This window comes from Pseudofrankia inefficax, from assembly GCF_000166135.1.
GTDB classification, from domain to species: domain Bacteria; phylum Actinomycetota; class Actinomycetes; order Frankiales; family Frankiaceae; genus Pseudofrankia; species Pseudofrankia inefficax.
The window spans coordinates 8390078-8402975 of record NC_014666.1 but is presented as its reverse complement, the minus strand read 5'-3'; the positions used below and the strand labels follow the sequence as shown (position 1 = coordinate 8402975).

The following is a 12898-nucleotide window of genomic DNA, read 5'->3' as shown; positions in this document are numbered from 1 at the left end:
GGATGGTCGGCCACGGCCGAAGTTCCTCTCCATAACCACCGCCTCGGGGACGGTGTCGTGCGGGTCGAGCGGCGGGCTAGCGGCCGGTGCCGGCGTAGACGATGGCCTGGTTGCCCTCGTCGCCCAGCTCGAAGGCGTCGTGGACGGCCTTGACGGCGCCGGACAGGTCCGTGTCGCGGACGACCACCGAGATCCGGATCTCCGAAGTGGAAATGATCTCCACGTTGACCCCGGCGTCCGCGAGCGCGCCGAAGAACCGGGCCGAGACGCCCGGGTGCGACTTCATCCCGGCGCCGACGAGGGACACCTTGCCGATGTGGTCGTCGTAGAGGGTCTTCTCGAAGCCGATCTCGCCGCGCACCTTCTCCAGCGCGGCCAGCGCCGTGCGGCCGTCGGTCTTGGGCAGCGTGAACGAGATGTCGGTCCGGCCGGTGCCCGCCACCGAGCCCACCTGGACGATCATGTCGAGGTTGACGTCCGCGTCGGCGACCGCGCGGAACACCGCCGCGGCGACGCCGGGCTTGTCCGGGCAGCCCACGACCGTCACCTTCGCCTCGCTGCTGTCGTGCGCGACGCCGCGGATGATGGCCTGTTCCACGAGTTCAGCCTCCGGAATGTCGGTGACCCAGGTGCCCGGCTTCGTCGAGAACGACGAGCGGACGTGCACGGGCACGCTGTAGTTGCGGGCGTACTCGACACAGCGCAGCATGAGCACCTTGGCGCCGCTGGCGGCGAGCTCCATCATCTCCTCGTAGGAGATCGTGTCGATCTTCCGCGCGCTCGGGACGATCCGCGGGTCGGCGCTGAACACGCCGTCCACGTCGGTGTAGATCTCGCAGACGTCGGCGTGCAGCGCCGCCGCCAGCGCGACCGCCGTCGTGTCGGAGCCGCCCCGGCCGAGCGTCGTGATGTCCTTCGTGTCCTGGCTGACGCCCTGGAAGCCGGCGACGATCGCGATCGCGCCCTCGTCGAGCGCCGTACGGATGCGGCCCGGCGTCACGTCGATGATCCGCGCCTTGCCGTGGGTGGAGTCCGTGATGACGCCAGCCTGCGAGCCGGTGAACGAACGTGCCTCCGCGCCGAGGTTCGAGATCGCCATCGCCAGCAGCGCCATCGAGATGCGCTCGCCCGAGGTGAGCAGCATGTCCAGCTCGCGGGCCGGCGGCAGCGGGGACACCTGCTCGGCGAGTTCGAGCAGCTCGTCGGTCGTGTCACCCATCGCGCTGACGACCACGCACACCTCGTTGCCGGCGCGGCGCGTCTCGACGATCCGCTCGGCAACCCTTTTGATCTTGTCCGCGTCCGCTACGGAGGAGCCGCCGAACTTCGCCACGACCAACGCCATGCTCACAGGCTACCGAGCCAGGGCCCAGGAGCCGATTCGTTATTGGGCCCGCACGCGGGCGGCGTCCACGTCACAGCGCAACCTAGCCAAGATTCCGACCACTGATGGCGCAGCCCTCGACATCCACGCCTCGAGACATCAGGGGCCGGGAGGGCGCTCAGCACCCGACAGGCGGAGCCGGGGTTCCTGCCGGATCGACGAAGTCGATCTGGGAGGTCCGCGAAGGGCGCTCCGCGCCCGGTTCCGGCCGATCGCCTTACAGCCAGCCGGACTCCTCCGCTGTGCGCAGGGCTTCCAGGCGGTTGCGGGCGCCGGTCTTGGCGATGGCGGCGGAGAGGTAGTTGCGCACGGTGCCCTCGGACAGGAACAGGCGCCCGGCGATGTCGGCGACGGTGGCGCCGTCCCGGGCGGCGACCAGGACGTCGCGCTCCCGGCCGGTGAGTGGGCTCGGCCCGCTGGCCAGGGTGCTCGCGGCCAGGGTCGGGTCGACGACGCGCTCGCCGCGGGAGACCCGACGGACGGCGTCCGCGAGCGCGTCGGCCGGGGCGTCCTTGACGACGAAGCCGAGCGCTCCCGCCTCCATCGCCCGGCGCAGGTAGCCGGCGCGGCCGAAGGTGGTGAGGATGAGCACCTTCGTCGCCGGACGGGTGGCCTGGACCGCCGCCGCCGCGGCCAGCCCGTCGATCCCGGGCATCTCGACGTCCATCAGCACCACGTCGGGCGTGGCCGTCACGACCGCCGCGACCACCTCGTCGCCCCGGCTGACCTGGCCGACGACCTCGATGTCGTCCTCCAGGGACAGCAACGCGGCAAGCGCCCCACGCACGAGATGCTGATCGTCGGCGAGCAGCACACGGATCGACGGCACCCGGCCATGATCCCACCGGCCCGGTGCGTGGCTAGGCCGGGACGGCCGCCCGCAACCGGAAGCCGAGACCCGAGGCAGGCGCCGGGCCCGGCCTGCGCGACGGCGCGAGGGCTTCGTCGCCGGTTCGAGGCGAGTGGGCCGGGCCGGCCTCCAACCGGCCGCCGGCAGCCGCGACCCGTTCGGCGAGGCCCACGAGCCCGTTGCCACCGCCGGCACCGGGCCGCGTCGTCGCTCCCGGTCGCCAGCGGGAGTGCGCCGGCTCGCCGTCGCCGGCCGGGCCGCCGGTCCCGTCGTCGACGATCTCGATCGACCGTTTCGTGACGAGTACCCGGACGGACGACGCCCCGCTGTGCCGGACCACGTTCGTCACCGCCTCGCGCAGCACCCAGCCGAACAGCTCGCGCAGCTCGACCGGGACGTCCTCGACGGCGGCCGGCAGCTCGGCCCGGATGCCCGCGGCGGACAGCACCTCGCGGGCGGTCGCGAGCTCCGTGACCAGGCTGACGCTTCGGTAGCCGGCGACCGTCGCGCGCACGTCCGCCAGTCCCTCTCGGCCGAGCGCCGCGACCTCGGCCATCTCAGCCGCCGCCCGCTCCGGGTCGCGGGTCGCGAGCCGGGACGCGAGCTCGGCCTTGACGGTGATCGTCGTCAGCGCGTGGCCGAGCAGGTCGTGCAGGTCACGGCTGATCCGCAGCCGCTCCTGCTCCTGGGCCAGCCGCTCGATCTCCTGACGGGCCCGGTGCAGCTCGATCTGGTTGCGGGCGCCGGCCCGCATGGCGTAGAGCGCGAAGACCACGAGGGCGATGGGGGCGGCCGTCGACCACTGCGGTCCGTGCACGTGCCAGGACGGGATGAACTGCGGCAGCCAGATCACCGTGGCGGCCATCGTCGCGATGATCGGCAGGCTCACCGCGGGGACGAGCAGCAGCGCGAAGGCGACCGAAAGGAAGGTCGGGAAGACCAGCCCGCCGCGCCCGACGAGGGTCAGGTACAGCACGGCGATGAGTGGGCCGCCGACCAGCACCGTCACCCGGTCCTTGAGCGGCCCCGAGAACATGCCGCGAGGCAACGGGACGATGTACAGCCAGCAGAACGCGGCGAGCAGCAGGGTCCCGAGCACGATGCGCCGCGGACTGTCGCCGACCAGGTCGGCCGCCGCGTACCAGAGGTAGACCAGCCAGATCCCGGCGGTGCGCCGCCAGCGGGTGATGCCGGCCTGGCGGCCGAGCGCGTTCTCGCCCCGGATCGGCTCGAACATGTACTTGCGGAACCGGGCCAGCCCGTCGGGGCTGTCCTGCGTGCTCTCGTTCTGTGTGCTCTCGTCCTGCGTGCTCTCGTTCGTTGTCATCGTCGTCGCCACCATCGGGTTCCAGACTAGGCGCGCAGCTGGTCGCGGGAGTAGAAGCGGACCGCCAGCCGGCTCAGCAGCGCGGTCCAGAGAGCCAGCACCAGCAGCCCGTGCCAGCCGATCCAGGAGCCGGCGATGACGGCCCGGCCGGCGTCCGCCGACCAGTAGATCGGCAGCATCTTGACGACGTCGGCGAGCCAGCGCGGGAACTGCTCCACCGGCACCCAGATGCCGCCGGCCAACGCCATCAGCGAGGTCATGCCGCCGATGAGCTGGCCCGCGTTGTCGGCCCGGACCAGGTAGCCGAGCAGGATGCCGAGTGCCGCGAGCGGCACCATGCCGATCATCACCCAGATCCCGGCCTCGACGTACGTGCCGACCGAGAGGTGCGCCCGGCCGAGGACGACCGCCTCGATGAACACCGCGATCAGCGCGGGCAGCGCGAGGGTGAAGCCGCCGAGCACCTTGCAGACCAGGTACTGCGGGCCGGTGAGCGCGGTCAGCCGCAGCTGGCGGCTCCAGCCGCCGGCCCGCTCCAGCGCGATCCGGGTGCCGATGGCGACGACGGCCATCATGGCGCCGAAGCTGGCCATGCTGATCATGATGTAGGGCCCGACGGTGATCGGGCCGAGCGTGTCGGTCGGGTCCGTCGCCGTGAACGCGGCGAACATGATCACCGGTAGGGCCATGCTGAAGATGAGGAACCGGGGGTTGCGCAGGATGCGGCCCATCTCGAACCGGGTGTAGCGGGCGATCAGCAGCGCGCCGTTCATCGGGCGGTCTCCTTCGCGGCGGCGTCGGTGTCCGCGCCGGTCGGTGAAGCGGGGGTGGGCAGCGCCGTCGGCTGGTCAGAGGTCAGGGCGAGGAACGCGTCCTCCAGGCCGGCGCCGGAGATCTCCAGGTCGCGGACCGTGGGGGCCGCGTCGAGCAGCGCCCGCAGGGCCACGTCACTGTCGGAACAGCGCAGCTCGATCGTGTCGCCGCGGCGGGCGGCCCGGGTGACGCCCGGCAGGCCGCCGAGCGTGGCGATCCCGCCGTCGTCGACGCCTGGCAGGGTGGCCCGGATCGTCCGGCCGCCGACCAGCGCCTTGACCTCGGTCGTCGGCCCGTCGGCGACGACCCGGCCGGAGCGCAGCAGCACGATCCGGTCGGCGAAGTCATCCGCCTCGGCCAGGTAGTGCGTCGCGAACAGCACCGTGCGCCCCTCGGCGGCCCAGGCCCGTGTCGAGGCCCAGAACGCCTGGCGAGCCGAGACGTCCATCGCGGCGGTCGGCTCGTCGAGCACCAGGAGGGCCGGGTCGGGCAGCAGCGCGACGGCGAACCGCACCCGCTGGCGCTGGCCGCCGGACAGTTTCTCGGTACGCGACTCGGCGAGCTCGGTCGCGCCGGCCCGGCGCAGTGCCTCGGCGACGGTCAGCGGGCGGGGGTACAGCCCGCGCAGCGCGTCGAGCATCGTCCGGACGGTGACGAACGGCAGCAGGCCGCCGTTCTGCAGCATCGCCGCGACGAGGCCGTCCGCGCAGGCCTGCCGGGGCGAGCGCCCGAAGAGGCTGACCGTGCCGGCGTCCGGGCGGGTCAGGCCGAGCAGCATGTCGATCGTGGTGGACTTGCCGGCGCCGTTCGGCCCGAGGAGGGCGATGACCTGGCCGGCCGGGACCGTCAGGCTGACGCCGTCCACCGCCTTCGTGGCGCCGTAGCTGCGCCGCACGCCGCTCAGGGCGATCGGTGCGGGCGCGGCGGTCAAGGTCGTGGCGGACGGGGCCCGCCGGCGGCGGTCGGGCTGTGGTGACAGGTGGTCGCTGGGCATGTCAGCAGAGTGCCGTTTCGACCCGTACCAAGGTCAGTCATGACCGTCACGACCTCGGGATGACATCCGTCATTGGTGCCGACTGATCCGCTCGGGCCGGTGGCCGACCGCCCTGGGCGCGGAGTCGGAACGGGATGCGGCGTGTCGGTGGGCCATGGGAGATGTTTCGTTGCTCTTTCGGTACGGTTGCGTTTGGCTGCTTTCGTGATATCTCGCGGTTCTGGGTTGAGACGGCCCAGGCGGCCTGGCGGCGCGTGTCTGGCGGGCGACGAGCACACGGGTCGCCCGACCGCCTGTGCCAGAGTGTTCGCCACTGCCTAGTACTCATCTACTGCCCAGTAGCTGCTTCTCGTCATGGCCGGCGACGTTTGTGGGGATCGGCCAGGAAGGACGTCAACATGGCCATCAGTCTCGCCAAGGGCGGCAACGTCAGCCTGACGAAGACCGCGGCGGAGGCCGGCACCGGGGCACTCACCTCGCTGACCGTCGGTCTGGGCTGGGATGCCCGCACGACCACCGGAACCGAGTTCGACCTCGACGCCTCGGCGATCGGCGTCAACGCGAGCGACAAGGTGTTCTCCGACGGGCACTTCATCTTCTTCAACAACCTGAAGTCGCCGGAGGACGCGATCGTGCTGTCCGGCGACAACCGGACCGGCGAGGGCGAGGGCGACGACGAGTCGATCGTCATCACCCTGGGCAGCGTTCCGGCGGACATCACCAAGATTGTGATTCCGGTGTCCATCTACGACGCCGTGAACCGGGCCCAGAACTTCGGCCAGGTCCGCAACGCCTACATCCGGGTCGCCGACCAGACCGGCACCGAGCTGGTCCGTTACGACCTGTCCGAGGACTACTCGACCGAGACCGTCGTCATCTTCGGCGAGGTCTACCGCAACGGCGCCGAGTGGAAGTTCCGGGCCGTCGGCCAGGGCCACAACGACCTCGCCGGCCTCGCCCGCGACTACGGCGTGAACGTCTAGCACCACGAAGGTCTTTCTGAGCGGGGGTGTCTGCCTGATGGCGGGCACCCCTTTGCTTGTGGTGGGAGCCTGAAGGCATGACGGCGGGGCCCGTGATGAGCGGGTGGCAGGTGGCGGCTCCGGGGCCGGCGGCGGGCGGGCCGCTGCGGCGGGTTGAGGTGCCTGTGCCCGAGCCGGGGCCGGGCCAGGTGCGGGTGCGGGTGTTGGCCTGCGGGGTGTGCCGGACCGACCTGCATCTGGCCGAGGGGGATCTGGCGCCGCACCGGCCGTTCACGATCCCGGGGCACGAGGTCGTCGGCCGGCTCGACGCCGTCGGGCCGGGGGTGGACGCGGCAGCGCTGTGGCCCGGCCTCGGCCCGGACGGCCGGCTCGGCATCGCCTGGCTGGCCGGGACCGATGGGAGCTGCCGGTACTGCCGTCGGGGCCACGAGAATCTCTGCCCGGCGTCCACCTACACCGGGTGGGACGTCGATGGTGGTTACGCCGAGTACGCCGTCGTGAGCGCCGGCTACGCCTACCGGTTGCCCAGCGGCTACGGCGACGGCGAGTTGGCCCCGCTGCTGTGCGCCGGGATCGTCGGCTACCGCGCGCTTCGCCGGGCCCAGTTGCCGCCGGGCGGCAGGCTGGGGATCTACGGCTTCGGCGCGTCCGCTCACCTCGCCGCGCAGGTGGCGCTCGCCGAGGGCGCGACCGTGCATGTGATGACCCGGTCCGCGGACGCCCAGCGGCTCGCGACCGAGCTGGGCGCCGCGTCGGTGACCGGCGCCTACGACGCCCCGCCGGAGCCACTGGACGCGGCCGTGCTGTTCGCCCCGGTGGGGGAGCTGGTGCCGGTCGCGCTGGAGGCGCTCGACCGGGGCGGAACGCTCTCCATCGCCGGGATCCACCTCTCGGACGTCCCGACGCTCAACTATCAGCGGCAGCTGTTCCAGGAGCGCTCGGTGCGCAGCACGACGGCCAACACCAGGGCCGACGGCCGGGAGTTCCTCGAGATCGCGGCCCGGCACCGACTGGCGGTCACGGTCGCGGCCTACCCGCTGGCGGCCGCCGACCAGGCGCTGACCGACCTCGCGGCCGACCGGGTCACCGGCGCCGCCGTTCTCTTCCCCGATCCGGCCAGCTGACCGGCGGTCAGGCCGTGGCCAGCGCCTCGGTGGGCTCCAGCTCGCTGGGCGCCAGCCGCGCGGCACGCGCCTTCCAGGCCCGCAGGGCCGCCGTGCCGAGGGCGGTCAGCGCCGCGGCGGTGACGACCTCGCGGGGCAGACGGTGACGGGCCTCGTTCTGGATCAGCTCGTGGAACCGGTCGAACTTGGCCGGCCACGGGCTCTGGCCGAAGAAGAACCGGCCGACCTTGTCCGTGTCCGGCAGGCAGGCGCCGGTCATCCCGGCCAGCACGGCCAGCCGGACCTCGGCCGGCGCCGACGCCGTGAGCAGCGCCATCGCGGACAGCCCCGCGATGCCGTCCACCTTCGCGATCGGCATCCACTCGTCCTCGGTGTTCGGCCCGAGGCCCCAGTGCGGCAGCGCGTCCATCACGAGGTGCGACAGGAAGCCGGCGGCGAGCGCCGCTCCCGGCCGGCGGACGGCCATGCCGACGAAGGCGCCCGCCCCGACGTGCGAACTGATGATCATCTGGTCCAGCTCCTGACGTGACGGCTCCGCGTGGCCGCGCACTCCACGCTGCCACTCGTCCCTTCGCGGACGACCACCGGGGTGGGGCTGGCCCCCGCGGGCCGAGATCGTCATTCCGAGTTCGCGGATCGAGGAGCTCCGATGTCCGTCTCCGGCCAGAACCTGCCGCCGACATAGGAGGTATTGCATTCTGTAAGGGGCGGATGGCAGACTGTCGACCCGGTCCGACGGAGCGTGCGTCGGCTAGGACCGTTCGGCCGGACCACTGGGGGGAGGGCCCCCATGCCCGCGCCGGTGACGGCCGAAGGAGGCGCCAGCGACATGGTCAGTCTGACCGGCGGGGAACCCCGCCCCCTGACGCTGGGCCAGTTCTCCGCCGGGTTACGGCGGCTCGCCGGCGCGCCGGGCCCGCGCGGTGCGTGCCTCGCTCCCGCGCTGTCCGGCGACGAGGCGTCCCCGGCCCGGCTGGTGCGGATGTTGCCCCTGCGCTGCGCCGACGGTCTGGCCCGCGGCGAGCACGGGCCGACGGGCCTGCCCGCCGGCGCGGTCGTCTCGGTCGCCTGGCAGCTCGACGGGGTCGGCGCCGTGGTCGGGGCGCTCCTGCCGCCGGGCCACCCGGCGGCCGGCCGGCTCGGTGCCCGCGTGCTGGCCGGCGAGGGGGTGTGGCCGGCGACGGTGTGGCCGGCCGGCTCGGAGGTCTCTCGGGAGAGCCCACTGATCGAGCTGGCGGACACCCCGGCCCGGCTGGTCGTACGCGCCCCGGACCGGGACATCGTCGGAAGTCTCGACCAGCCGGCCCGCCCGCCGGCCGACGCGGGCCGGCTGACCAGGGCGACGACCGGCCTGCGCCGGGGTAACCGGCAGGTCCGCATCCGCGCCGGCGACCGGGTCTGGTGGCTGCGGGCGACCGGCGTCTTCGGCGTCCGGGTCAGCCGCGGCGACCGCCCGGTCTACCTGACCCGTGGCATGCTCGGCCACTTCGAGCCTGGCGCCGACGAGCTCGACGTCAGCGTCGTCCTCGCGACCCTGGCGTCCCTGCCCAGCTCGACGTACGCGCCCATCCTCGGCTTCTGACCCGGCCGCGCCGGATTCTCCAGTACGGCCGGCCGCAAGATCGGCCCGTCGCCAAGATCGCCGTTTTCGCCCTCTGATGGCTGCAGAACGGGCCCGGTCATGACCACCCGAGGGCCGAAACGGCGATCAGGACTGGCGGCGGAGGCGGGCTGGCTAGCCGGCGACGACGCGGCGGCCCTCGAAGGCGCGGCCAAGGGTGACCTCGTCGGCCCACTCCAGGTCGCCGCCCATCGGCAGACCGCTGGCCAGCCGGCTCACTGTCAGGCCCATCGGGCCGATCTGACGAGCCAGGTAGCTCGCGGTGACCTCGCCCTCGGTGTTCGGGTCGGTCGCGAGGATCAGCTCCGTGACGGTGCCATCCGCCAGCCGCGCGATCAGTTCACGGATGTGCAGGTCGTCCGGGCCGACCCCGCCGATCGGGTTGATCGCCCCACCGAGCACGTGATACCTGCCGCGGAACTCCCGGGTGCGCTCGACCGCGACGACGTCCTTCGACTCCTCGACGACGCAGATCACCGTGGTGTCGCGACGCGGGTCAGCGCAGATCCGGCACAGCTCGGCCTGGGCCACGTTGAAGCAGATCCGGCAGAACTGGACCTTCTCCTTCACCTCGAGCAGCGCCTTGGCCAGCCGCCGGACGTCGGCCGGATCCGCCGCGAGGATGTGGAACGCGATGCGCTGCGCGCTCTTCGGGCCGATCCCGGGCAGCGCCCCGAGCTCGTCGATCAGGTCCTGGACGACGCCTTCGTACACGTGTGCCTTACCGTTCCCGCGCCGTCGGCGCCGTCGTCCAACGCCTGGTCGTCACTCAGCCGCCGAGCCCGGGGATCCCACCGGGCAGGCCCGGCAGCCCCCCGCCGAGCATGCCGCCGAGGCCGCCGGTCACGCCGGCCATCTTCTCCTCGGCCAGCTTGTGGGCGTTCGTCGTCGCGTCCCGGACGGCGGCCAGCACCAGGTCGGCCAGCGTCTCGGTGTCCTCGGGGTCTACCGCCTTCGGACTGATCGTCAACGCGACCAGCTCGCCGCCGCCGTTGACCGTCGCCGTCACGAGGCCGCCGCCGGCGCTGCCGTCGACCCGGGCCTCGGCCAGCTCGCGCTGCGCGGCGACCATCGCGGCCTGCATCTTCTGCGCCTGCTCGAAGATCGCACCGAAGCCGCCGATCCCGTCGCCCAGCCCGCCGGCCGGCCCTGGATTTCCAGCAGGGCCCGAATTTCCAGCAGGCCACGTGTTTCCGAACGGCTCGCCTGGGCTCGACATGACCATGAGCCTACGTCCCGGGTACGACACGTTCAGCTGGCGCCGCGCTGCTCCATGACGGTGGCGCCTAGCCCGACCCGCAGGAGCTCCATGGCGGCGGCCTCACCCGAGAGCGTCGAGCCCGCGTGGGCGGGAGCGTCGTCGTCGTCCAGGGAGGGCTCGTCGGCTGTGCTCGGCGCGGCGACCCCCGCGGTGGCCAGGTCGGCGGCGGCCGGTGCTGCGCCGCCCAGGTGGCCGCCGAGCGGGACGATGCCGCCGCCGGAGGGCGCGCCCGCCAGGCTGGCGCCGGCCTGGTGGGCATAGGCGGACGTCCCGATCCCCGGGTGGCCAGCACCAGGCGCGACCTGGGCCTGGTGCGGGCTGCCGGCGGACGCGTCCAGGCCTGGACCGAGCGGCCCCCGGACAGCGGTGGCGACGGCGGGGCCGGAAGCCGACGAGACCGGACCGCCGCCCGGGCCCCCGCCGCTGCCGTACCCGCCCAGCGCCGCCGCCCCACCGGTGCCCAGCCCCGACGGCGCACCGCCGCCCAGCGAGGCGGCCGTGTCGAAGCCGCCTGAGGTCTGGGAGGCAAGACCGCCGCCGGGCGTGGCTGGAGTGAATCCGGCCGGCGGTCGGGGGGTGGAGTTCGGCGGCGGGGTCGGGTTGGGCCGGCCCCCGGACGCCGACGGGAAGCCACCGCCGGATGGTGCGACCGGCGGTCGGTTCGGCCCGCCACGGGAGCCGCCGGCCGGGCGGCCGCCGCCGGGCTCCCCGATCGTCACGCGCCAGCCACCGCCGAGCTGCTCGGCGAGCGCCTCGCAGAGCACGTCGATATGGCTGCCCTGGCCGAACATCTGCGCGATCCGCGGCGCCGAGAAGGCGAGGAACAGCTCGCCGCCGCGGGCGTCAAGGACGCTGGCGTACTCGGTGAGCAGGGCGAACGTCGTCTGCTTACGCCGCCGGGTCGCCGCGAGCACCTGGTCCCACACGGCCCGCACGGTGGCCGCCTCGGCGCCCTCGCCACCGGCCGCGGCAGGGGCCGGCTGGGCGACCGCCGGCTGGGCGGCTGGCGCCTGAGGGGCTGGCGCCTGTGGGGCTGGTGGTGTCTGTGGGGCTGGGGGAGGCGGGCCACCTGGCCGGCCGGGTGACGTGCTCGGGCCGCCGCTCCAGCCGCCGGCCTGCTGGGCGGCGGACGGCTGGGCCGCGGGCGCGGGCATCGGTCCGGCCGGGGCCGCCGGGGGCTGCGCCCATGACGTGTCCTGCCGGGGCGACCCGGCAGGCTCGGCGGCGGGGGCGGGCGGTCTCGCGGGGGCGGGCGGCACGTCCGGGGCACCTGGCCCGGCGGGGGTGAGCGGGCCCCCGGCCCGCGCCGCGGCGGCTGCCGGCGGCGGGCCGGCGGCGAGGCCGCGCTCCAGCCGTTCCAGCCGGGTCAGCAGGGCGGCCGGATCTCCTGCCGCGGCGGCGGGAAGGAGGGCCCGCGCCACGACCAGCTCGAGCAACAGCCGCGGGCTGGCCGTCCCTCGCATCTCCGCGAGGCCGGCGTGCAGCACGTCCGCGGTCCGGGACAGCTCGGCCGGGCCGACCCGGCCGGCCTGCGCCTTCATCCGCTCGATCTGGTCGGCGGAGAATGCATCCAGCAGCCCCCGCTCGACCGCGTCCGGCACCGCCTTGATCATGATCAGGTCGCGCATCCGGTCGAGCAGGTCGGCGGTGAACCGACGCGGGTCGTGCCCCGAGCCGACGACCTTGTCGACGACGGTGAACAGGGTCGCGCCGTCCCGAGCCGCCAGCGCGTCGACGGTCTCGTCCAACAGCACGCCGTCGGTCATGCCGAGCAGGGCCACCGCGCGGTCGTAACGCAGCCCGTCCGAGCCGGCGCCGGCGAGCAGCTGATCGAGCACCGACAGCGAGTCGCGCACCGAGCCGGCGCCGGCCCGGACCACCAGCGGCAGCACCGCCGGGTCGACGTCGACGCCCTCCTGCGCGGCCACCGAGGCCAGGTGGTCGCGTAGCACCCCCGGCGGCACCAGCCGGAACGCGTAGTGGTGCGTGCGGGACCGGATGGTGGCGATCACCTTGTCTGGCTCGGTGGTGGCGAAGACGAACTTCAGGTAGGACGGCGGCTCCTCGACGACCTTGAGCAGCGCGTTGAACGCGGCTGCCGTGACCATGTGCGCCTCGTCCACCACGAAGATCTTGAAACGGGCCGACGCGGGCGCGAAGAAGGCCCTCTCGCGCAGGTCACGGGCGTCGTCGACGAGACCGTGCGAGGCGGCGTCGATCTCGGTGACGTCCATCGACGAGCCGGTGCGGATCGACACGCACTGGTCGCAGACCCCGCACGGATCCGGGGTCGGCCCCTTCTCGCAGTTCAGCGACGCGGCGAGGATCCGGGCCGACGACGTCTTCCCACAGCCACGCGGGCCGCTGAACAGGTAGGCGTGGTGTAGCCGCCCGGTCCGCAGCGCCTGCATGAGGGCGGAGGTCACGTGCTCCTGGCCCACGACCTGGCTGAATGTCGCGGGCCGGTACCGGTTGTACAGCGCTGTGCTCACTGGCCCGTCTCCCCGCCCGTCTCCCCGGCTGGCCCAACCAGCTCGCCTA

12 protein-coding genes are annotated in these 12898 nt (G+C 73.4%); 3 read left to right on the top strand and 9 right to left on the bottom strand.

What is annotated here, in order from left to right:
* Positions 1-76 precede the first annotated feature (76 nt).
* The 5 genes from FRAEUI1C_RS34125 to FRAEUI1C_RS34105 all read right to left on the bottom strand — a co-directional run bounded on the left by FRAEUI1C_RS34125 (position 77) and on the right by FRAEUI1C_RS34105 (position 5368).
* Entirely contained in the window at positions 77-1345 is a 1269-nt protein-coding gene (locus FRAEUI1C_RS34125) for an aspartate kinase (RefSeq protein ID WP_013427956.1), read from the bottom strand.
* 256 nt (positions 1346-1601) lie between these two features.
* A complete protein-coding gene (locus tag FRAEUI1C_RS34120; RefSeq protein ID WP_013427955.1) occupies positions 1602-2213 on the bottom strand; it encodes a response regulator transcription factor in 612 nt (203 codons plus the stop codon).
* A gap of 31 nt (positions 2214-2244) precedes the next feature.
* Positions 2245-3561 (bottom strand): sensor histidine kinase, encoded by a 1317-nt coding sequence (locus FRAEUI1C_RS34115; RefSeq protein WP_013427954.1) that lies wholly within the window; start codon positions 3559-3561, stop codon positions 2245-2247.
* A 26-nt stretch (positions 3562-3587) separates the two neighbouring features.
* A complete protein-coding gene (locus FRAEUI1C_RS34110; RefSeq protein WP_013427953.1) occupies positions 3588-4334 on the bottom strand; it encodes an ABC transporter permease in 747 nt (248 codons plus the stop codon).
* The gene (locus FRAEUI1C_RS34105) at positions 4331-5368 is read right to left on the bottom strand and encodes an ABC transporter ATP-binding protein (protein ID WP_013427952.1); all 1038 of its coding nucleotides are present in this window, start codon (positions 5366-5368) and stop codon (positions 4331-4333) included. The genes FRAEUI1C_RS34110 and FRAEUI1C_RS34105 overlap by 4 nt, the downstream gene beginning before the upstream one ends.
* A gap of 398 nt (positions 5369-5766) precedes the next feature.
* On the opposite strand from FRAEUI1C_RS34105, the gene FRAEUI1C_RS34100 reads away from it, so the two are divergent.
* Together FRAEUI1C_RS34100 and FRAEUI1C_RS34095 are read left to right on the top strand one after the other, a co-directional pair.
* Complete coding sequence (locus FRAEUI1C_RS34100) at positions 5767-6351, top strand: TerD family protein (RefSeq protein WP_013427951.1); 585 nt, start codon at positions 5767-5769, stop codon at positions 6349-6351.
* A gap of 95 nt (positions 6352-6446) precedes the next feature.
* Positions 6447-7475: a zinc-dependent alcohol dehydrogenase family protein gene (locus tag FRAEUI1C_RS34095; RefSeq protein ID WP_041259820.1), complete on the top strand. Its 1029-nt coding sequence runs from the start codon at positions 6447-6449 to the stop codon at positions 7473-7475.
* 7 nt (positions 7476-7482) lie between these two features.
* On the opposite strand, the gene FRAEUI1C_RS34090 is transcribed toward FRAEUI1C_RS34095, so the two are convergent.
* The gene (locus FRAEUI1C_RS34090) at positions 7483-7983 is read right to left on the bottom strand and encodes a hypothetical protein (protein ID WP_013427949.1); all 501 of its coding nucleotides are present in this window, start codon (positions 7981-7983) and stop codon (positions 7483-7485) included.
* A gap of 321 nt (positions 7984-8304) precedes the next feature.
* On the opposite strand from FRAEUI1C_RS34090, the gene FRAEUI1C_RS34085 reads away from it, so the two are divergent.
* Complete coding sequence (locus FRAEUI1C_RS34085) at positions 8305-9057, top strand: hypothetical protein (protein WP_232425223.1); 753 nt, start codon at positions 8305-8307, stop codon at positions 9055-9057.
* 153 nt (positions 9058-9210) lie between these two features.
* Here the strand turns inward: FRAEUI1C_RS34085 and recR are convergent, their stop codons facing one another.
* Genes recR through FRAEUI1C_RS34070 form a run of 3 tightly spaced genes read right to left on the bottom strand, consistent with a single transcriptional unit; the run spans position 9211 to position 12849 of the window.
* Positions 9211-9810, bottom strand: coding sequence for a recombination mediator RecR (recR, locus tag FRAEUI1C_RS34080; protein ID WP_013427947.1), 600 nt, complete (start codon positions 9808-9810; stop codon positions 9211-9213).
* Positions 9811-9865: 55 nt separating this feature from the next.
* Positions 9866-10321, bottom strand: a complete 456-nt coding sequence (locus tag FRAEUI1C_RS34075; protein WP_013427946.1) for a YbaB/EbfC family nucleoid-associated protein — start codon at positions 10319-10321, stop codon at positions 9866-9868.
* Positions 10322-10347: 26 nt separating this feature from the next.
* Positions 10348-12849, bottom strand: a complete 2502-nt coding sequence (locus FRAEUI1C_RS34070; RefSeq protein WP_013427945.1) for a DNA polymerase III subunit gamma and tau — start codon at positions 12847-12849, stop codon at positions 10348-10350.
* Positions 12850-12898: the final 49 nt, after the last annotated feature.

Coding starts and splice junctions, on each gene's coding strand:
- FRAEUI1C_RS34125 (WP_013427956.1), bottom strand. CDS start 1,345: ATGGCGTTGGTCGTGGCGAAGTTCGGCGGCTCCTCCGTAGCGGACGCG.
- FRAEUI1C_RS34115 (WP_013427954.1), bottom strand. CDS start 3,561: ATGACAACGAACGAGAGCACGCAGGACGAGAGCACACAGAACGAGAGC.
- FRAEUI1C_RS34110 (WP_013427953.1), bottom strand. CDS start 4,334: ATGAACGGCGCGCTGCTGATCGCCCGCTACACCCGGTTCGAGATGGGC.
- FRAEUI1C_RS34105 (WP_013427952.1), bottom strand. CDS start 5,368: ATGCCCAGCGACCACCTGTCACCACAGCCCGACCGCCGCCGGCGGGCC.
- FRAEUI1C_RS34100 (WP_013427951.1), top strand. CDS start 5,767: ATGGCCATCAGTCTCGCCAAGGGCGGCAACGTCAGCCTGACGAAGACC.
- FRAEUI1C_RS34095 (WP_041259820.1), top strand. CDS start 6,447: ATGAGCGGGTGGCAGGTGGCGGCTCCGGGGCCGGCGGCGGGCGGGCCG.
- FRAEUI1C_RS34090 (WP_013427949.1), bottom strand. CDS start 7,983: ATGATCATCAGTTCGCACGTCGGGGCGGGCGCCTTCGTCGGCATGGCC.
- FRAEUI1C_RS34085 (WP_232425223.1), top strand. CDS start 8,305: ATGGTCAGTCTGACCGGCGGGGAACCCCGCCCCCTGACGCTGGGCCAG.
- FRAEUI1C_RS34075 (WP_013427946.1), bottom strand. CDS start 10,321: ATGGTCATGTCGAGCCCAGGCGAGCCGTTCGGAAACACGTGGCCTGCT.